Raw genomic sequence first — 19,761 nt, 5'->3', positions numbered from 1 at the left:
CCCGATGGCCGCCGTAGACTATTTCTTGAAGATCGACGGCATTGACGGCGAGAGCCAGGACGACAAGCACAAAAACGAGATTGAGGTCCAGTCCTGGAGTTGGGGCGAAACCAATAGCGGCGATGCCTCCCACGGCGCCGGGATGGGCGCCGGCAAGGTGAGCATGCAGGATTTCCACTTCGTCATGCAACTCAACAAAGCGTCACCGAAGCTCATGGAAGCATGCGCAACCGGCAAGCACATCAAAGAAGCTACATTGGTCTGCCGCAAGGCAGGTGAAACACCCCAGGAATACTTGAAAATCAAGTTCTCCGACCTGCTCGTCTCCAGCTATCAGACGGGAGGGAGCAGTGGTGATGTCATCCCGGTGGATCAAATCAGCCTGAATTTTTCAAAAATCGAGTACGAGTACAAGGAACAGAAGCCTGATGGCTCTCTCGGAGGTGCCGTTAAGGCCGGATATGATCTGAAGGCCAGCAAGAAGGTCTGATCCGGTTGACCGATTCGGTTCGACCGAGCCTTGGCGATTGAGGATCGACTTCCCTTGTCTTCCCAGGGAAGCCGATCCTCATGATGATGGGTCGTCACAATCCTCTTTGGCATTGACTGCCATTGCTGGCGAACTCTCCCGAGATTGGGCCCGTCCCCTCGAACCTCTGGACCGGATTGAAGGTCTTCTGATGGCTGGTCGCGATTCCAATCCTCGATTTCAACACTCGCTCTGGGATCGTTTGACCAATCCGGACCTGATCCGTGGGAGCGACGTTGGTGTCACTGTTTCCAGCGAAATCGAACGCATCAAAAATGAGGTGCGCCGCGATTTAGAATGGCTTCTCAATTCACGTCGGACTCCAGGCGATCCCCCAGCCGGCATGAGCCATCTCTCACAATCGTTAATGACCTATGGACTACCTGACATCACGTCAGTAAGCCCGGGCGACACAGACGCCCGCAAACGCCTGACCCAATTGCTCGAATCCGTGATTCGCGATTTCGAGCCGAGACTCTCCAACGTCCGAGTGATCTTCGAGCCACAAAAGCAAGACAATACGCTCGGCTCTTTACACTATCGCATTGAAGCCATTCTTCGCGTCGACCCTGCTCCCGAACCCGTTATTTTCGACACGGTTCTTCAGCTCGGCAACAAAGCATTCATTGTCAACGGTGAGGACACATAACTTGCATTCAGCCTCGATCTCCTTCTTGAGAAAGACGAGCGTTATTATCGAATTTGCGAATAACCTAGGTTTTCATTAAATTAATAGCCCAGTCGTTTTCCCATCTGTCCTCGTTCAGGTTCAATCGATCCAGGCGGTTCGATTCCTGGCCGGCTCGACCTCTGGGGCCATTGGACCACAATTTGACGTCGTGCCTTGTTCTCGAACGAAGACCGCCCCACTTTCGTTCTTCCCTTGGCGAAGGATTGATCATGGGCTGCCATGAACGACGACTTTCTCAATTATTACAATCGTGAACTTGCCTTCATCCGTGAGATGGGGGCTGAGTTCGCACAGGCTCATCCTCAAGTCGCCGAACTCCTGATGCTGGAGGCGGGCCGATGTGCGGACCCCCATGTGGAACGCCTTCTTGAAGCGTTCGCGTTCCTCGCGGCTCGCTTGCGCAAAAAGATCGACGACACCTACCCGGAGCTGACCGACGCCCTGCTGGAAGTCCTTTACCCTCACTACCAGCGACCGATCCCCTCCATGACGATAGTCCAGTTCTCTCCCACAACGGATCCGTCCAAGATCGTTGCTGGATACGAAATCGAGCGCGGTTCCCGCGTTGTCTCTCGCCCCCTCGATGGCGTGCGATGCCAGTTTCAGACCGTCTATCCGGCCTGGCTCTGGCCGGTTGCGGTTGAGTCTGCCACGGTCTTGCCAGACCGAGTCACCATCGCAGGAAAGCCGGTGGGATCGGTGGCAATGATTAGCCTTGAGCTTCGGTGCGCGGCGGCCGGAGACTGGAGAAGCCTTGAAGGATTTGATCGTCTCCGGTTCTTTCTCGATGGTGGCGAGCCGGTTCCTTCGACGCTCTACGAAGCGCTCTTCAATCGATTGGTTGCGATCTGGCTTCGGGGTCGAACAACTTCGGGAGAGGAGCAGACGATCCCTCTCGGCCCCAACGCCGTCGAACCCGTTGGGTTCGAATGTTCTGATGGCATGGTTCCCTATCCCGAGCGATCTTTCCCCGGCTACCGGCTGCTCCAGGAGTATTTCGCGTTTCCCTTGAAATTTCAGTTTTTCGACCTCACGGGACTCGACCGGCTCTGTAGAACCGGATTCGTCGGGCCGGTCGAGGTGATGTTCTTCCTTGATCAGCCACCACATACGGATATCACGATTCGGCCCGAGAACTTTCGCCTGGGATGCTCCCCTGCGGTCAACCTGTTCAAAAAGGTTGCCGAGCCAGTTCGGCTCGATCGCCTGAGGAGCGAGTATCGCCTGGTCCCCGACGTTAATCATCCCTTGAGTTTCGAGATCTACTCGGTCGACCGGGTAGAAAGTGTTGGCTCCTATCTCAACGACTCGGTCAGCTACCGGCCGTTCTACGCCCTGCGGCACGCCGACCGCGAGCGAGGGCCCCAAGCATACTGGTTCTCCCGGCGACAGCCTTCGCTCAGGTCGGGAGATGCGGGCACCGACGTCGAACTGACCTTCGTTGACCCGTCGTTCTCCCCGACGACTCCCTCCACCGAGAAGGTGACCGCCTACCTAACCTGCTGTAACCGAGACATCCCCGCCCGATTACCCTTTGGAGGAGATCAGGATGTTGTCTCGCTGGAGGCCGAAGCCCCAGTCGGTCGTGTCCGGTTGTTGACTCGCCCCACCAAGACTCTGCGTCCTCCATTGGGGCGCAACACCCAGTGGAGAGCCATCTCGGGGCTGGCCTTGAATCACCTCTCACTGACCGAATCGGAGCCAGGGATCGAGGCCCTCCGTGAACTCCTGGCCGCTTACGACTTCGCGGATTCAGCCGTAACTCGTAAGCATATCGGTGGGATCATAGGAGTCTCCAGCCGTCGCATTGCTGGGAGGACTGGTAACCGCCTGGGAAGGGCTGTGAGCCTGGGGATCGAGGTCGAATTGACCTTCGATGAGTCGGCTTACTCCGGAGCCTCTGCGTTTCTGATGGCCTGCGTGCTGGAACGGTTTTTCGGATCATATGTCACGGTCAACTCATTCACCCGACTGATCGCACGGCGCAAGCAGCAAGAGGGAGTTTGGAAGCGATGGGCACCGCGCAGCGGCGATCGGACCCTGCTCTAAGCGATCGGCTATTCACCGATCCCACACCGTTTGACTTCTTTCAAGCCGTCCGATTGCTCGAGCAACTTGGAGCACCGTCGGGCCGCCTCCCGATCGGACACGACGGGCCGCCCGCCCGGGAGGCGGTCCGGTTCCTGGCTCATCTCTCGCTCTCGTTTCCTCCCAGCGCGATCACGGGGATCGACGGTCGCCCCCCATACCCACCAGCCAATCCTGCGGAGTCAATCGGTGTCGCTTCGGAGCGGTCGGCGATGGAGACGCCTCCTAAGCTGACCACCGCGTTTCTCGGCCTGGTCGGCCCCCTGGGAGCCCTACCGACGGTCTACACCGAAGCGCTTGTCGGACCCGATCGTAGGCGACGCGCTGCGGCCGCGATGTTCTTTGACCTTTTTCATCACCGAATCGTCTCACTCTTCTACCGGATCCGTCAGAAGTATCATGTTCCGCTGCTCTGGGAAGCGTCTCGGACCGCTGGAGGCGCAAGAGCCGACCGGTTTGCTCGCCACCTGTTTGACCTCATCGGCCTGGGCTCCCCATCGCTCCAGGATCGGCTCGCAGTCAAGGACGAGGCCCTGCTGTTTTATAGCGGCGTGTTCGCGCAACAGCATCGACCAGCGATCATGCTCGAACGACTTCTCCAAGATCACTTCGGAGTAACGGCTCGCATCCAGAGTTTCAGTGGTCAGTGGCTCCGTCTCGATCCAGACCAGCGGAGCCGTCTCGGTCGCCAGGGAGCCTACAACGGGCTCGGCACCGAGGCCATCGTGGGACGAAGGATCTGGGACGACCAGAGTAAGTTCGGCGTCATCCTTGGGCCAATGGGTCTCCAGACGTTCCGCGAGTTTTTGCCAAGTGGTAGTGCCTCTCGTGCGCTGATGGACCTGACCCGCCTCTATATCGGGCCGGAGTTGGATTTCGATGTTCGCTTGATCCTGAAATCGGCCGAGGTGCCTCCTTGCAAACTTTCCGTCGATTGCAACCATGCCTCGCAACTGGGACGTACGAGCTGGCTCAACCGCCGTTCCAACCGACCCGACGCCGATGACGCTGTCCTCCGACCACCTCCCAAACCCTAGGGATCGTTGCGGAAGACCTTCAAGCGTAGTAGCCTGAGAACGCCGTCTCCGAAGACAAGAGAGGGTTTCTTGCCCCGCATTCAACGTGTGTCCACGCTCAAGACGGCCGGATCGCGGGTCGTGCCACCCCGCCCCGAGAATGAGAAGAACGATCATGTCGAAGCGAGCCGTTCACTGGTATGAGGGGATGTTCCTCAAACCTCACCACTTCCAGGCCGCCGATCGCTTCCATCGCGATCGGCTCCGGGAGTCGGAGGACTGGCTGCACCCGCACAATTGGGGTCTTCGATCGCTGGAAATTGACCCAGACGCAATCGCCAACTTTACCTTCATCCTCCGGTCATGCCAGGCAAGGTTCAGGGACGGCACAACCTTGAACGTTCCGGGCGAAGCCACCGTCGATCCGCTCGACCTCCGGCCGATCCTCTCCGCTCATCCCGAGGCGACCATCTCTCTGGCGGTCCCGACCTGGCAACCCGGCCGCGCAAATGTCGCCCTGTCCTCGTCGGCCGATGGTCCTCGATATGTCATCGATGCTGTCGATCAGCCGGACGAAAATACCGGCGGAGACGAGGAGGGGATCGAATTCCGGAGGGTCCAGGCGCGACTGCTGGCTTCGCACGTCGATCCAACCGGGTACGAAACACTTCCGCTTGCTCGGGTCTCCCGATCGGCCTCAGCCGATGCACCCCCTCGGATCGTCCGATCGTACACCCCTCCCATCCTCGGACTCGACGGCTGGGAACCGCTCAACGACGAGGTCCAGTCCGTCTTTCAGATGCTCCGAGCCTGGATCGATCAGGAGGCCAGCTATCTTGTCGGACGAAAAATCACCTTTGAAAGCCAGGTTATTGGCGAGTCGGATCGAATCTTGAAGTTGAGTGCCGTCAACGGTGCCTTCTCCGCCATGCAATCGGTCCTGTTCACCCGGGGGTTGCATCCCATTCATGTCTACATTGAACTTTGTCGACTTCTCGGCCATCTCTCGATTTTTGACGACGCGAGACGTCCGATCGACGTACCCAACTACGACCATGATGACATCGGACCGATCTACGCCCGTGTAATCGCCGAAATCCGCCGACTCATCGGTGGCGGCAGGGGTCCAGAATGGACCAAGCGTTACTTCCAGCTCGAAGGAAGACGGTTTCAGGTCCATCTTGACGCTGACTGGCTCCGAGAAACGACCAAACTTTACATCGGCGTCGAAACCGTCGAATTGAACGACGCCGAATGCGACGAATTGATGAGAGGGACCAACTGGAAACTCGGGGCAGGGGAGCAGGTGGGCGAAATCTTCCGCCAGGGGCAATCAGGCCTCGGCCTTCAGCCTCTCAATCGAATTCCGCCGGCCTTGCCTCGCAATGTCGTCTACTTCGAAGTTCAGAAAAAAGAGCCCTACTGGCGAGACGTCTTGCGGACCCGAACACTCGGACTCCGGTTCAACCTCGAAGGCGGTTCCTTTCTGGGAGACTCGGAAGCCAAGCAACTGGTGGCCCTTCCCAGGCCCCGGATCGGGTCGCTCGTGGAGTTACAATTTGCCGTCTATGTGATTCCCCACGCCTGATGCATTGCCGAGATCGTCCAGACGGAGTCCATCGCCGCAATGACCGATGCGTTCGCTGATCTCATCCACCCCTACTTCGAGCACGTCATCGCCCTCCAGGACCGTCTGGCCTGGGGAGAGTCTCCCTCGATCGACGTGGTGAAGAACGAATTGCTCGTGTATCTCGACCGAATCGAAAACCGAGCCGCCACCAACCCTCTGCTCGCCGAAGACTTCGCCATGGTCAAGTACGGACTCGTTGCCTGGACTGACGAGGTCTTGACCGACTCCGAATGGGGCCAGTCGGTCGATTGGGGTGCTCAGGAACAGATCCTCGAATGGGACCTTTACCGGAGCAACCTCCGCGCCGAGAAGTTCTTTGACATGGCCGCTCAGGCCGAGCGGCGAGGCAGTCCCGACACGGTCGAGGTTTACTTGCTCTGTGTCGCCCTCGGTTTCCGAGGTCGGATGGCTCTGGTTGATGAGACACAGTTGCTCGACTGGGTCAGCCATCTGTATCAACTGGTCCTCCAGGCCAGCTCCGTCTCGTCGAAACCTGCCTTCCCCGAAGCGATCCAGGCTGCCAAGCCTCAAGGCATCGGATCGCTTCGCGGGGCCGGATTGCTTGTAACGGTGAGCTCCCTCGTGGCAATCTCGGCCCTGGTGACACTTGCCTTCTACATCCTGTCGGTGCATCTCGACTATGTTCGATGACGAATCCGTTCGAGTGTCCTGCACCCGGGCAACCGAGGCATGATCATGCTCTCTTCGTTGTTGTGGAATAAAGTCTCTCTGATCATGTACGGGGCCGTCGCGATTGCTAGTGCGGGGGCTGCCGTGTTGTGGTCGAAGCATCCGTTGCGATGGCTGTTGGTAATTGCCACCATCGTTCTCGCGATCGGAGCGTTTGGACCCTGGAAGGTCCCGGAGATCGACCCGCAGTTACCTTCGATCTTTTCGGGATGGGCGCTTCGGGTTTGGCTCTTTGGGCTCGGATTGATTGCCCTGCTCTCGATGACCCATCTCGTTGCGACCCTCGTCCGCCATGCTCGCGGCCTAACATTCGAACAGGGCGAGGGGCGTTTCTCGGATCTCGATGCCGCCTGGCAGGAGATCCAGATCCGACTGGGTCAGGCTGGTATCGATTTGGGCCGGCAACGCCTTTACCTCTTGCTCGGCCCCGACGAGGGACAGGCCACGGCACTCATCGATTCCGCCAATGTGCAACTCTTTGGACGCGCACCGTCCTCGGCCGACGCTCCCATCCACGCCTATGCGGTCGCCGACGGCGTCTTGCTCAGTTGTGCTGGAGCATCGAGCTTTGGCAGAGCCAACGGAGACGGTCCCGATCGCCTTGCCCACCTTTGCCGCTTGATTCGTCAGCTGAATCCCGAGGAACCAGTGCTCCGAGGAGTGGCCGCCTTACTTCCGATCAGCGTTGCAGGCAGCGGGAACGAGCTCCAGGTCGCCTCGGCCATTCGGAACGATCTGAATGCGATTCGATCGGGCCTGCGGCTCCGCTGCCCGACCTACACCGTCTTCACTGGCATGGAGACGGTCGCCGGCTTTGATGATTTTGTTGCCCGAATCCCGGCCAATCTGAGGCAAAGTCGCTGTGGATTCTCGATTCCTGGCGCTCAACTTTACCGATCCGAATTCATCTCCATCGGCATTCAGTGGATGCGCCAGTGGTTCAATTCATGGTCCCTGGAGCTTATGGTTCAAGAAATACGCAATAAAAATAGCAATAGTCGGTTGATGCTCCTCAATAACGTCGTACGCCGCAACCGCGACCAGTTAATCCATCTGCTCGACGCATCCCTTTCCACGCATGAGCAGTCGGAGCCGGTCCTGTTCCGGGGATGTTATTTCGTTTCCAACGGGGCCGAAGACCACCAGCGGGCATTTGCAACGGGACTGGTTGCGGGCCGGGGTGGGCGACTCCTGGTTGACCACGGTCTCACGACCTGGTCAAAGGAAGCCGAACGGCTCGACGCACGATACCGATTCATCGCGATGGGCCTGGCGTTGGCGGCTACATTTGTGGCCGTCCCGTTCTGGTATTTCGGCATCATCACCCGATTGGAAGAAACCGATCAATCATGGATCGGCTGGACCGGGCTGATAGGACTGGCGCTCACCTGGATCGTGGTGCTGAGTATCTGGCGGCTACGTCGTCCCGCTGTCCAGACCACGGAAGCCACCGCGGGCAAAGCGGAAATCCCTAGCGTCGCGTAACCCGAAAGTGAAGTTCGCCGATCAGAACGATGTCAGCGGAGTCGGGGAAAGCCCGATCGCCGACCCGAATTCGTGTCCGCTCTCCCATCTTCAGGAAGGTCCCGTTCTTGCTTCCGAGATCTTCCAGCACGAAATGGCCTTCGCGTTCTCTCAGGCAAGCGTGGCGACGACTGACCCAGTGATCGCCGGTCAATGCGATGTCGCACCCCTCGCCTTCGCGACCAATGACCGTCAGATCCGTCTTTGTGATTGGCACCGAGGCAGCCGGTTGGCCATCCGGTCCGATGAACTCGAGGAAAGCTCGAGGGGAAAATTCCCGGCAATAAAACACCTCTCCTGAGGGACTAACCAGTGGAGAAGGTGTCGATACCGACGAAGCCTCGCGAAAGACAATCACATGCCGGCCAACCCTGAATCGTGACCCTTCGGTGAGGGGAACTGAGCTATGTTCGGGAATCTTCAGATACACACCATTCACCGTTCCGAGATCCTCGACGACAAGGTGATCGTCCTCATCAACGACAAAACGCAAATGGCGATCGGCGAGGTGTCGGGTCGCGGAACCCCGACCCACGAACTGTTCCACAGCCGACCGCCCTAGCGTGAACTCACCCGAGGAAATCGTTGCAAGCCGCTCGAAAATGCTTTCCCCATCTCCTGCAAGAATTTCCAGCCTCAATAGCGACGAATCCCGCTCCTCCGAAGAACCGGGAGTGATCCCGGGTACATAGGTTGCGTTTGCTGAACTCGGCGCCCGGGAAGTTGGAGAAACTAGAGGTCGAGACGGTTTGCGAACCTCCTCGACGGGCGACTTCGAGGAGGGGATCGCCGAGATTCCCGTTGATCCCGGCGACGCTGGTGCCTGAACTCGCGGATCGGGCGAGGCGATCGGTTGTGGACGCTTTGGACCTACAGCGGTGTCGAACTCCTGGCCTGGTACGATCTCCCGAGCCAGTAGAGCGGAATCCGTTGGAGGCGCCTGGGAAGGAATCGACGTCTCCCAAGGATTCTCCCGTTTCACTCGGTCAGCCAAGGGCAACGGCTCGGCTGCAGCGGGCCGCGTTTCCCAGAAATGGTCGGGAAGATCGTTCGGCTCAGGCCGGATCGACCGTACAGAAGGAGTTCTCGGGGCTGGCACGTCGTCCCGTCGAGGAGGCAACATCGTTTCCTCACCCGAGTCAGCGGGAAGTTCCCTGGATCGGGCGACGTTCTGAGGTGTCGCATGCCCCGCAGACGGAGGGGAGGCACTGTCTGACGCTGGAGAGGCGGCCCGTTGCTCGGCGAGTTTGGCCGCCTGGGCCTCGGCAATCATGCGCTTGACATCCTTGCGTGGCAGGCCGATGGTTTTCTTGTCACCCGACAGGTCGTCGTCGTTCGGCATCGGTCGCCCCTATCAATCGTTGAGTTCACCTCGGGACCGTCGGCCCGTCCGATTTCGATTCGCTCCCAAGCCATCATTGACAAATCAAATCAATCTATCTTGATTTGAGAATAGGTGAAAACGTGTTTCAGAAATTGGTTGAGAAGATCGCTGAGCCGACAACTCAGGCTGATACTATCCTAGGAATCGACACCGGCCTCGGACAAGGGAGCGACGCATGGCCCAGGAATTCAGGACGTAATTGTACCGGGCAGGCATATCCCACTATACTCGACCGAATGGATAAACCGGCACGCTGTTACTCCGATTGATGCTCGAATGAACTCTCACGAGTTCGCGTTGCGGATTCTCCCGAGAAAGAACGTCTCGGTGATCCACATCGACGATCGAAATTCGAAACGTTGGACATAATCTGGACACCAGGATTGACTGGCGACAAGGAAATTTAATGATCCCGTTCCACCGACCTCGATTGCTGACTGACAAGAGTGGCAACGGTTCATTCCGGCCGGCTCTCAGGCGACCTGGATGATCGAGTGTGGGCTTAAAGTATGCTTCGTCGGAGGAGTCGATGGAATCCTACCAGCAGGCGAATCGTCCGTTGACGGTCAGCACCCCTCTGGGGCCGGATACGCTCTTGCTGGTCGGGCTGAGCGGAACCGAAGCGCTCTCGCAACTGTTCCGGTTCCGCCTTGAACTGATCGCCACCAATCAGACTGACATTCCCTTTGAGAAAATGCTTGGAAGGAAGCTGACCGCCCACGTGAAGTCTCCCGGAGGCAAGACACGTCACTTCAACGGGATCTGTTGTCGGATGGCCCAGGGTGGTCGCGACCCGCACTTCACGACCTACCAGGCCGACGTGGTTCCTGAAGCCTGGTTTCTAACTCGGAAGGCGCAGAGCCGGATCTTTCAGAGCAAAACGGTTCCGCAAATCCTTCAGGAACTGTTCGAGGGACTTTCGATCTCCTTGAAGCTCAAGGGAAAGTACGAGCCACGCGACTATTGCGTGCAATATCGAGAAACCGATTTCAACTTTGCCAGCCGCTTGATGGAAGAAGAAGGGATATTCTACTTCTTCACCCATTCCGACGGCGAACACACCATGATCCTCGGTGACTCATCCGAGAGTCATCCTGACGTTCCGTTCGGATCGCAGACCACCTTTGCCGCCCAACTCGATGATAACGTTGACGAGGAACGGATCCATGAATGGGCCAAGGCCCAGGAACTGAGATCCATGAAGGTCACACTCTGGGATCACTGCTTCGAGTTACCGCACAAGCATCTGGAAGCCGAAACTCAAATCATGGACTCGGTTCAGGTCGGCACCAAGTCGCATACGTTGAAGCTCGGCAAGGCAGAGAAACTCGAACTGTACGATTGGCCAGGAGAATACGCCCAGCGTTTCGATGGGATCAGCCCAGGCGGGGAAGAACGCCCCTCGGACATTCAAAAAATCTTTGAGGACAATCGCCGGACCGCTGAAATCCGCATACAGGAGGAAGCCGCAGGAGCCCTGGAAATCGCCGGGGCCGGCAAGCTCCGTCAGTTAACCGCCGGCCATCGCTTCAGCCTAACCCGCCACTTCGACGCTGACGGCTCCTACATCCTCACCTCAGTTCACCATTCAGCAACGCTCAACAGCAATTACCGCACCGGCAATCTCGACGAATTTCTTTACAGAAACACCTTTACGTGCATCCCCGCCGCACTCCCCTATCGTCCTGCGCGGCGCACTCCGAAGCCCGTGGTTCAGGGAACCCAAACCGCCGTGGTCGTCGGACCAAAAGGTGAGGAGCTGTATACCGATAAATATGGTCGCGTGAAGGTCCAGTTCCACTGGGATCGTGACGGGAAACACGACGAGAATAGCTCTTGTTGGGTCCGTGTCTCCCAGCCGATCGCCGGCAAACGCTGGGGGACCTCGTTCTGGCCCCGGGTCGGCCAGGAAGTCATCGTCGATTACCTTGAAGGTGATCCTGATCAACCAATCATCGTTGGCACCGTCTACAACGCCGATCAGATGCCCCCTTATCTCGGTGACGGCCCCGACGACGCTCACAAAGACGATAATAAGATAAGCGGGTTCAAGTCGAACACCTCGACCGGCGGATCCGGCTTCAATGAGTTGCGGTTCGACGACAACAAGGACAAACAACAGGTCTTCCTCCACGCGGAACGCAACCTCGACGTTCGGGTGAAAAACGACGCCAAGTACCGAATCTATGGCAACACCCACCGAATCATCGGCTGGGAGAAAGACGGCGACTCCGGTGGTAGCCATTACGAGGAAATCTATCAGGACGAACACCGCTACGTTCGTCGTCATCAGGTCCAACAGATCGGCGGAAACTTCCAGTTCCTCGTCGGCAAAGGGCCCGAGGACGGGGGCAATGTCGACATCGTCATTGAGGCCGACCGCAAAGAGTTGATCCGGCGCGACAGTCACGAACACATCGAAGGGACTCGCCGAGAACGAGTCGATGGCAACCAATCCCTCTCCGTCAAGGGAGATCTCCTCGAACAGGTCGGTGGCGAGCGATCGACTCAGGTTGGCTCCAATCGCAGCGAGCAGATCGGTGGCGATCAATCACTCAACATCGGCGGAAACTTCTTTGAGAAAACCGGAATGAACCACGCGGTCGACTCCGGCATGGAAATCCACCTCAAGGCAGGCATGCGGGTCGTCATCGAAGCGGGAGCACAACTGACGCTCAAAGGGCCCGGCGGGTTCGTCGATATCGGGCCAGCCGGTGTGGCGATCCAGGGAACGATGGTCCTGATCAACTCGGGAGGCGCGGCCGGGGCAGGAAGCGGAAGCAATCCCAATTCACCGATGTCTCCTGAGGCACCTTCCGACGCTGGGGAAGCACAGCCGACCACCCCTGAGAAAGCCGACAATGCGAAGACTGGCCAGAAGTCCTCGTCCTGATGACCACTCCTTCAACGATTGTGAACTCTCACAAACATCCCCGTTGATTAAGCCGAGGAACTCGCCATGCCCCCTGCCGCCCGTGTTGGAGACCTGCACACCTGCCCGATGGTCACTCCCGGAACTCCACCTGTACCTCACGTGGGGGGCCCGATTTTGCCCCCAGGCTGCCCGACCGTCCTGATTGGTGGACAACCTGCAGCCCGAGTTGGCGATATGGCGACCTGCGTCGGTCCACCTGACGCGATCGCGATGGGATCGCCAACCGTCCTGATCGGCAACATGATGGCTGCGCGTCTTGGCGATTCGACTGTTCATGGCGGCATCATTAGCGTCGGCATGCCCACAGTTCTGATCGGCATGACCGGCCAGGGTGCGGCCCTTGTCTCGGCCGCCAAGACCGGCGCCCCGTTCTGCGAGGTCTGCTCGAAATGACCACCGGATCGCGGTTGATGACCAGGTGAACTCGTGGCCCATGTCGCTGCCATCCTTGAGGTCCTCGCAGGACCCGATTCCCCCCGGTCTTTTCGAATCGAACCGGGAACCACGGTCCGAATCGGTCGCGCGGACAGTGCTGACTTCATTCTGACCGACCGCTCGCTCTCTCGCTTTCATTTCTCCCTCTTCCTCCGTGATTCCACGATCGAGCTCCATGACGCATCGAGCCGCTTCGGCACCTTCGTCAACGGCGATCGCGTGACCAGCGCAATCCTTCGTGACGGTGACATCGTCGAGGCCGGGGTGAGTCGATTCACCGTCCGACTTCTCGTGGAGCCTCGGCCAGCCCCTCGGTCCGCTCCAGTCACTCCTGAGCAGCCGATCACCGGACCTCACTCTCCCTCTCAGAAGTCACTCCTTCCAAGGAGTCCCCTGGAAATCCTCCAATCGCAACCGCACCCACTCTTCGCAATTCTCGATGCAGCCCGAGATCCCTTGATTCCCGCTCTGCTGAACTCCTGTCCCGAACGGAATCAATCGTTGTACGAGGGCCCTCTCGCCGATCAGCTCGTGGAGTCAGCCCCCTCTTTGATTTCGCTTCCCACCGAATCGAGATTCCTAAATACCCTCTTGACCGAAGGATGGGGGAAAAGCTGGGGAATCGCGCTCTCGACAACCTCTCCGTTCGACGACCTGCGCAAGCACCTGAGACGATTTCTCACCATCGAACGCGAAGGAAGTGAACAGGTTCTGTTTCGTTTCTATGACCCAAGAGTCCTGAATATTTTTTTGCCTACATGCACTCCTGACGAGCTTCTTCAATTCTTCGGCCCCATCCAATGGATCGTTGTCGAAGGCGATCGACCAGACGAACTTCGACGCTTCGGAGTCGACCGGAACGGACTTCACCGCGAGGTCACCTCGGTGACCTGTTCCCCAGGTGCTTCGGAATCGTGCGAGAGCCCCTGAGTCCTGGCGCATCAGTGACCATTACGGCAAGGGACCTGGACCTCGCCAGCGACACATCGGAATCCAATCATGTTTAGGCTGAGGCGATCCCAACTTGATCAGATCAGCTCGGCCCGACGGGTCAAACTTCACCAACGGATCGCCGAGCGTTATCGTCACCATCTGCCCGAGATCACTGCACCCTGGGACGATCAGGAACTGCTTCGCCGCGTTGAGCAGGCTGATCGCAAGGCCATGAGTCTCGGCATCCAGACCGAGCGTGGAATCTCGCAATATGTCGGATTCGCCCTAGTCAACGGCCCGGATTTTGACGAACATCCCCAAATTAAAGCGTATTTTCAATCTTCCGGATTGACCCCCGACGAAAAGATGCAACTGCTCACAGATCGCTGCGCGTCTCTTGAGCAATCGCAACGGTTCCCCTGAGCCACAGTCATCCTGACTCCGCCGGCACCCTTCGGGTTCTTCGACAGAGGCCACGACCTTCCATGATCTTCGCGACCGCTTTGCCGCTGGCCCCTCCGATCAGCCCACCGACCATTGCATGGGATGTTGCGGTCCTGATTGTCGCGGGCGGGATACTTGCCTATCAGGCCATCCAGAAGGCGACGGAAAACGCCCCGACTGATGTTGTCTCAGACACGACCGATTGTCCAAAGAAACCCTGTCCGCCCTGCGTCCCTCCCGTGGGTACCGTCGCATTCGAAATTCATCGCGTCCCTCCCTCCAAACCTCATTTTCCTTGCTCAGGGGACCATGTGCACTGGTTCATGAGGATGCAAAATCCGAACAATTGTCAATGCTTCTGGAAACGCAACTTCAAGCCTCCAACCTGTCTCAATCCGGGAGAGGTGTTTCAACAACCTCCAGGAGCCGTCCCGATGTGATCGTCTCGGTCACTGGTGCGTCATCGCCCAACTTGGGATTCCCAGAAGAGGTCAACCGTGGGTTCACTCGGCCGGCTAATCGGTTACGACATTCGCTTCGCTCCTTCACCTAGGCTCCAAGGCCTGTGGACGAGCGAGCGCCGAGAGCAGTTTCTCCTCCGCCCCGAAGTCGACTATCCGTACTCGGTCGATCGCGCGGTCTGGCCCTCTCGGTTTCGGCTTGGAAGCGCGGAACCGCCTCCAGGTCTGGAAGGCGCGGAGATGATCCTCCTCGATCCGGCAACGGCGAACACTCACTACCAACTCTTTGACCTCTGGGATGATCTCACCCGAATGCTTGCCCCTCACAGGGCGTCCTCAGACGGGGATGTCGGCGTGAGTATCGGCCTGGTGTTCCCGGAACATGACCCAGAGAAAACACTTACCCTTGAGGACGAATGGTGTCGTGCGATTCTCGGATCTCCCATCCTCCCCTCTGAACCTGATCCGGCCTGGAAACGAATTGGTTACGACGTGGCCAACAGCGGCTTTCTCAGCGCGATCTCGAACTGTGGCATGTCCGAATCCGAGCGTTCCCCCCTTCGAAGACGCTGGAGCAATCACCTGAACACGTTCGGGCTGTTCGAATCGGGAGATGCTGCCATTCGATACTGTGTCGACGCCAACGAGCGGATCAAAGACGACAGCCCTTTCTTCGTTTTTGAACTCCACCTCATCTGGAGCAGCATCCCGATTTCCTGAACGTGCCCGCGCTCGATTCGTTGTGGACGCTCCCACTGCAAGCTGGGGAAAGACTTCGGGGCTCATCCTTGTGGTTTGGGCTCAATCATTCAGAACGATTGGCCTTCATCGACACCCTTGCCCCCTTTCGAATCGAAAGCGCTCGGAAAGAGTTCGGTCGAAAAGGACCATTGTGTTTGGCTGTTCGAATTGATTTATTGGATGCAAGGTGATGCGTCGTGTTTCGTCGGTCATCGAGGAGGGAAGGAGGCGTTTGTCCCTCGCGTCGAGCCGAGTTCCCCCCGAAGTCTCGAGGGATACCCCATGGCCACCGTGACGCAACCCCCGCTGGCCAAGCCGCTCCGGGCTCGCCTGATTCTTGAGGGAACCTCCGCCTCGGTTTCCTTGATCCTGATCGCCTGGCTCTTGCTTTGGTTTATCTGGCAGGCACCCCGCGCGACGGCCATCCGGGCCTTTGTCGTTCCGGAATTGGAAGTGCCGTACCAGGGGGCTGATCAACAAGCCTTGATCGACGCTGCGCTCGACAGCGACGGTCGCACGTTGCCACTCAATCAGCTTGAGAGTGCCCTGAGCGACGCTGTCTCCGGCCGAGGCGACCCGATCGTCGTGTCCGTCTCAGTTCCGACGATCGCCTCAGGTCCCCAAACCAGCGGACTCGACCAGGATCGATTCGTCTCGCTCGTGACTCAGGTGGCTCAGAAAGCCCGGAGACCCGTCCTTCTTGCCTTCGATCTCTCCCAACTTCGAAGTAGTCGCGAGCGAGGACTCTTTGGCAACGCTCCCACCCGAGGACTATCCGAGGCGCTCCAGACCATCGATGTTCCGGACGAATCGCCAGGAATCGGTGTCATCTTTTCCTGTGGTCCGGGACAGACGAGCTGGATGATCGACGATCTTGGCCGATCGGTCTTCTCCTATTATCTGCAACGAGGACTTGAAGGAGAGGCCATTGCCTGGACCGAGCGGAGCCGGGGCGGACAGTTCTCACTCGATGGCCTCACCCAATACCTCCGCCATCACGTCGCAACCTGGGCTCGGGAAAACCGAAACGTCGTACAAACTCCGGAGCTGGTGACGCTCGGTACGTCTCCCGATCGACTCACTTTCTCCCCGATTCGCCCTCCAGGGCAGACTTCGACTGATACCTTGCTCACCAATCCGGACCCTGCAGAAGACTCACCCAAAGCCCTCACTGACTCGAGCCAATCGGCGGGACCGAGTGACGAATCCCCCGAGGATCGCTCGCCTCGTTCCCCGACTCTCGACCCGCTCAATGCACTGCTTCAGGCTCTCATCGACGAGTGGAAGGCACATGATGCACTGCTGCGTGACGATCCTCCTGCCTACCGTTTCGCACCAGCGCAATGGCAACTCTATGAACGTGATCTTTTGCTTGCCGATCGACTCATCCGAGAGGCCTTTCGTGATCCACAGATCAGGCAAACGGCTTCGCAACGTCTGATGCAAGCAAGTAGCGTGCGGGGGAACATGACCAACACCGTCTCCCGTCGACGAACCGAACAGCAACGATTCCCGATCCGTACCCTTGAGTCCGACCGAGACGCCCCAGGCATGCTTCGTGAGGCTCTCGAATACCTGACGGGACGGAGTGTCGAACAGCTTGCTCGCCGCGAGGTCGTATCTTCTCCCTCACCCGCTGCCAAAGCAACAGAGACCAGCGAGCCCGATTCGACAGTGACTGAAGAGCGCCAGCCGACACCGCCTCCCGAGCTTGTCGCGGCGACCCGGGGAATCCACGAGATTCCCTTCCTGGAACTTCAACTTCCGGCTTGGGCCTATCGATTCACGGAGCGCGATGCCTTCAATCGTCCTGACTACTTCCGGAACGCAACGCGAGGCGATCTTCTGCTCCGGACCGCCCTCGCTCGACGTGTCGCCGAATCGTCCCTGGCTCGCGATCCACGCGGTCTACGCAGTATCACCAATTCGATCGAGCAAGGCGATCGTGCTCGTCGAGAGGTCCAGGATCAGCTGTTCGGACTTGACGAGGTGATCCCTAAATCCATTGAAGACCGATTGAACGAATCCCTAAACCATTACGAATCCGCCAGATTCACGATGGATCGGTTTGCCCAGGGGCGTGCCTTGCTCGAACGAATCTTCGCCCAGCTTCCCGCTTTGGCGCAATGGAAGGTCCGAGATGCCTCCTGGATCGCTCCTGATGATGAGGCCTCGCTGCCCGAGGCCGTCGTCCGGGCGCTCGATGCGGCCGACTCGCTGGCCACGCGGCTCGCGACCGTTGCGATCGACCCGCGAGTAAATTCCTTGGCCGCCGAAGAGCTTGACCGTTCCATTGATCAAGCCAACCGGACCTTCGTCACGCTTCTGGACCAGATGAATGATCGGGCCTCAAGACTCTCTCGAGGCCAGTGGCAGGCCCTCCACCTGCTGCTCGATACGCCCTTGCTCTCCTGGCAGACTCGCGAAACTCTGTTGACGTACGAAACCAAGGAATGGCGACTCTCTGGGCAAGCTCCTCCCTCTCGCGAACCCCGAAACCAGGCTGATCCCGATTCGCAATTCGATCGGGCCTTGATGGCCGAGGCCGCCGCCCTGGCCAAGCTCGACAGTCGGCTCCGCTTGCTTTCCGAGGCAACCGCGCCGGACGGAGCTTCCGAAAGCCTTCTCCGATTGGACCGTGCCGCCGACGATCTCCGCGCTCGACTTGTCCGCACGGAGGAGACTGCCAACCCTGACGACCTGCTTGATCGCTTCGCCTCCTTTTCGGACACCGTCGGCGATGTCCGACGGTCGTTCACCGGAAGCCAATCCCGTCGGCTTCCTACCGTCCACGACGAACTATTTCTGGTTCTCTGGAATGATGAGTCCAGGTACCGCCTCCGTTGCGCCGCCGAAATCGAGCTGATGGGACAAGACGCCAGAGACGACCAGCCCACCCGTCGCCTCGACGCCTTCGGCCAGCGGATGGCCGCCCTGCTGCACGCACAGAGGCTCGTGGAAGACAACGATCGTGAGGGAAGTGAGTTGCTCCGTCGGACCGCGAACGAGGCCCGGACGAACATTGGTGTGGAGGAGATCCAGGGAGGCCCTGAGGTTAGCCCGAGGTCCGGAGTACTCGCCTTGCAATGGCAACCGAGCACTGATCGCCTGATGATCGGTCCCGAAGGCCATCAAGCCGCGTTTCAGATCGCTGCCGTCAACCGCAACGCAGCGGTTCCCGAGGGCCTCGCGTTCGTGGCCGCCCTGATGCCCTCCGGAGGGTCGGGGGCCTGGCTGAAGGTCCGAGCAGAACAGGCCACCGAAGGCAGTCGACTCGATCGGATTCCCGGGGGCCTCGTCCCGGTCGGATCCGTTGCCCAATCCGCTCCCCCTACCGTCTCATTCGTCGCGACGCAGGAGGATTTGGACGTCTCTGGCTCTCCCGACGTGCAGGTTCAGGCCCGTGGCTTCTATCGTGGAAAGGTCATTCAAGGTGAAGGGAATCAACCTCTGGTCATGTCGATCGTCGCCCGAGACTTTGGCCAGCCGGTCGAGATTACCATTGCCCAGAATCTCGAACCTCTGAAACGAAAGCTGGAGCCCTTCAACATTCCCGTCACTCCGGAACGTTACGACGTGTTCGCACTAAACAACGGCACCGGATTCATGCACCAGGACACGGATCTGCCCTATCTTCTGACGATCAGCAACACACGACAGCGACCACTTCGAGTACGAATCGTTCGAACATTGCTTCCCGCCGATGGCAAGCAAGACGAGCCGATTCTGCTGGGAGAAACCAAAGGTGTCGAGTTGCAGCCCGGAATCCCTTGGGAAGTCCGAAGCACCATGAAAGCGCTTGACGTCCGACCTCGGGACGAAGACCGATTCCTGAGAATTCAGGTCTTCGAGGAGGGGTCGGCCCCCGACGCCCAACCGATTCGAGAGAAAACGGTCCGGTTTCATCAGATGTCCTGGAAGTCTTACCTGACGGTCCAGGCCGGAATTGATCCCAAGGTCACTCGCGTTCGAGCCACCGATACGCCCTTTGGCGCCTTCGTGGTCACGCTTTCGCGACGTGAGGGCGACCCGGTACGTGAGCCGATCATTCACGATGAGATCAGCTGCACATTGAAGCAAACCGTGACAAAGCCGCCTGCGAATCCCGACAAATGGTTAACTCCTGGTAAGTTCATGTACTTTGATCATACCCTCGAAGACGACGACCAGTATCCCTGGCGCCTCAGGGTCGGAAACGTGACGATTACGTCCGACATGATCAGCAACCCTCCGCCCCAGGAGAATCCCTGAGCAAGAGTC

13 protein-coding genes and 1 pseudogene are annotated in these 19,761 nt (G+C 58.6%); 13 read left to right on the top strand and 1 reads right to left on the bottom strand.

Translation table 11 applies throughout. The features are described 5' to 3' along the window. Positions 1-4: 4 nt before the first annotated feature. The 7 genes from HG800_RS19675 (at position 5) to HG800_RS19645 (ending at position 8,129) form a co-directional block, all read left to right on the top strand. A complete protein-coding gene (locus HG800_RS19675; RefSeq protein ID WP_169978666.1) occupies positions 5-490 on the top strand; it encodes an Hcp family type VI secretion system effector in 486 nt (161 codons plus the stop codon). A gap of 37 nt (positions 491-527) precedes the next feature. Next, positions 528-1,178 (top strand): type VI secretion system baseplate subunit TssE, encoded by a 651-nt coding sequence (tssE, locus tag HG800_RS19670; RefSeq protein WP_169978664.1) that lies wholly within the window; start codon positions 528-530, stop codon positions 1,176-1,178. Between the two features lie 261 nt (positions 1,179-1,439). After that, positions 1,440-3,269 carry a type VI secretion system baseplate subunit TssF gene (tssF, locus tag HG800_RS19665; protein WP_169978662.1) on the top strand — a complete coding sequence of 610 codons (1,830 nt, stop codon included), beginning with the start codon at positions 1,440-1,442 and terminating at the stop codon, positions 3,267-3,269. Continuing rightward, positions 3,233-4,345, top strand: coding sequence for a type VI secretion system baseplate subunit TssG (gene tssG / locus HG800_RS19660; RefSeq protein WP_169978659.1), 1,113 nt, complete (start codon positions 3,233-3,235; stop codon positions 4,343-4,345). The genes tssF and tssG overlap by 37 nt, the downstream gene beginning before the upstream one ends. 154 nt (positions 4,346-4,499) lie before the next feature. Continuing rightward, entirely contained in the window at positions 4,500-5,912 is a 1,413-nt protein-coding gene (tssK, locus tag HG800_RS19655) for a type VI secretion system baseplate subunit TssK (protein WP_169978657.1), read from the top strand. A gap of 39 nt (positions 5,913-5,951) precedes the next feature. Then, positions 5,952-6,605 (top strand): DotU family type IV/VI secretion system protein, encoded by a 654-nt coding sequence (locus HG800_RS19650; protein WP_169978655.1) that lies wholly within the window; start codon positions 5,952-5,954, stop codon positions 6,603-6,605. 45 nt (positions 6,606-6,650) lie between these two features. After that, positions 6,651-8,129 (top strand): type VI secretion protein IcmF/TssM N-terminal domain-containing protein, encoded by a 1,479-nt coding sequence (locus HG800_RS19645; protein WP_169978653.1) that lies wholly within the window; start codon positions 6,651-6,653, stop codon positions 8,127-8,129. On the opposite strand, the gene HG800_RS28470 is transcribed toward HG800_RS19645, so the two are convergent. Beyond that, positions 8,116-9,291, bottom strand: coding sequence for an FHA domain-containing protein (locus HG800_RS28470; RefSeq protein ID WP_390622640.1), 1,176 nt, complete (start codon positions 9,289-9,291; stop codon positions 8,116-8,118). The two genes, HG800_RS19645 and HG800_RS28470, sit on opposite strands and share 14 nt — an antisense overlap. A 790-nt stretch (positions 9,292-10,081) precedes the next feature. Between HG800_RS28470 and HG800_RS19635 the strand changes: the two genes are divergently transcribed. The 6 genes and pseudogenes from HG800_RS19635 (at position 10,082) to HG800_RS19610 (ending at position 19,752) form a co-directional block, all read left to right on the top strand. Continuing rightward, complete coding sequence (locus HG800_RS19635) at positions 10,082-12,445, top strand: type VI secretion system Vgr family protein (RefSeq protein WP_169978649.1); 2,364 nt, start codon at positions 10,082-10,084, stop codon at positions 12,443-12,445. 66 nt (positions 12,446-12,511) lie between these two features. Continuing rightward, positions 12,512-12,805, top strand: a pseudogene (locus HG800_RS19630) (PAAR domain-containing protein); the annotation flags it as partial. Positions 12,806-12,913: 108 nt separating this feature from the next. Beyond that, entirely contained in the window at positions 12,914-13,852 is a 939-nt protein-coding gene (locus HG800_RS28465) for a DUF4123 domain-containing protein (RefSeq protein WP_169978645.1), read from the top strand. A gap of 69 nt (positions 13,853-13,921) precedes the next feature. Further along, entirely contained in the window at positions 13,922-14,278 is a 357-nt protein-coding gene (locus HG800_RS19620) for a hypothetical protein (protein WP_169978643.1), read from the top strand. 518 nt (positions 14,279-14,796) lie between these two features. Beyond that, positions 14,797-15,480 carry a hypothetical protein gene (locus tag HG800_RS19615; protein WP_169978641.1) on the top strand — a complete coding sequence of 228 codons (684 nt, stop codon included), beginning with the start codon at positions 14,797-14,799 and terminating at the stop codon, positions 15,478-15,480. A 303-nt stretch (positions 15,481-15,783) separates the two neighbouring features. Then, positions 15,784-19,752 (top strand): hypothetical protein, encoded by a 3,969-nt coding sequence (locus HG800_RS19610; protein ID WP_169978639.1) that lies wholly within the window; start codon positions 15,784-15,786, stop codon positions 19,750-19,752. Positions 19,753-19,761: the final 9 nt, after the last annotated feature.

Source organism: Tautonia rosea (assembly GCF_012958305.1).
GTDB lineage: Bacteria > Planctomycetota > Planctomycetia > Isosphaerales > Isosphaeraceae > Tautonia > Tautonia rosea.
Note: the sequence above shows the minus strand (reverse complement) of the source record. Positions and strands in the feature narration are given on the sequence as shown.

Bases quoted from the DNA above. Each gene is read 5' to 3' on its own strand.
- HG800_RS19650 (WP_169978655.1), top strand. From the start codon at position 5,952: ATGACCGATGCGTTCGCTGATCTCATCCACCCCTACTTCGAGCACGTC.
- HG800_RS19645 (WP_169978653.1), top strand. From the start codon at position 6,651: ATGCTCTCTTCGTTGTTGTGGAATAAAGTCTCTCTGATCATGTACGGG.
- HG800_RS19675 (WP_169978666.1), top strand. From the start codon at position 5: ATGGCCGCCGTAGACTATTTCTTGAAGATCGACGGCATTGACGGCGAG.
- HG800_RS19635 (WP_169978649.1), top strand. From the start codon at position 10,082: ATGGAATCCTACCAGCAGGCGAATCGTCCGTTGACGGTCAGCACCCCT.
- HG800_RS19620 (WP_169978643.1), top strand. From the start codon at position 13,922: ATGTTTAGGCTGAGGCGATCCCAACTTGATCAGATCAGCTCGGCCCGA.
- tssG (WP_169978659.1), top strand. From the start codon at position 3,233: ATGGGCACCGCGCAGCGGCGATCGGACCCTGCTCTAAGCGATCGGCTA.
- HG800_RS19610 (WP_169978639.1), top strand. From the start codon at position 15,784: ATGGCCACCGTGACGCAACCCCCGCTGGCCAAGCCGCTCCGGGCTCGC.
- tssF (WP_169978662.1), top strand. From the start codon at position 1,440: ATGAACGACGACTTTCTCAATTATTACAATCGTGAACTTGCCTTCATC.
- HG800_RS28470 (WP_390622640.1), bottom strand. From the start codon at position 9,291: ATGTTGCCTCCTCGACGGGACGACGTGCCAGCCCCGAGAACTCCTTCT.
- tssK (WP_169978657.1), top strand. From the start codon at position 4,500: ATGTCGAAGCGAGCCGTTCACTGGTATGAGGGGATGTTCCTCAAACCT.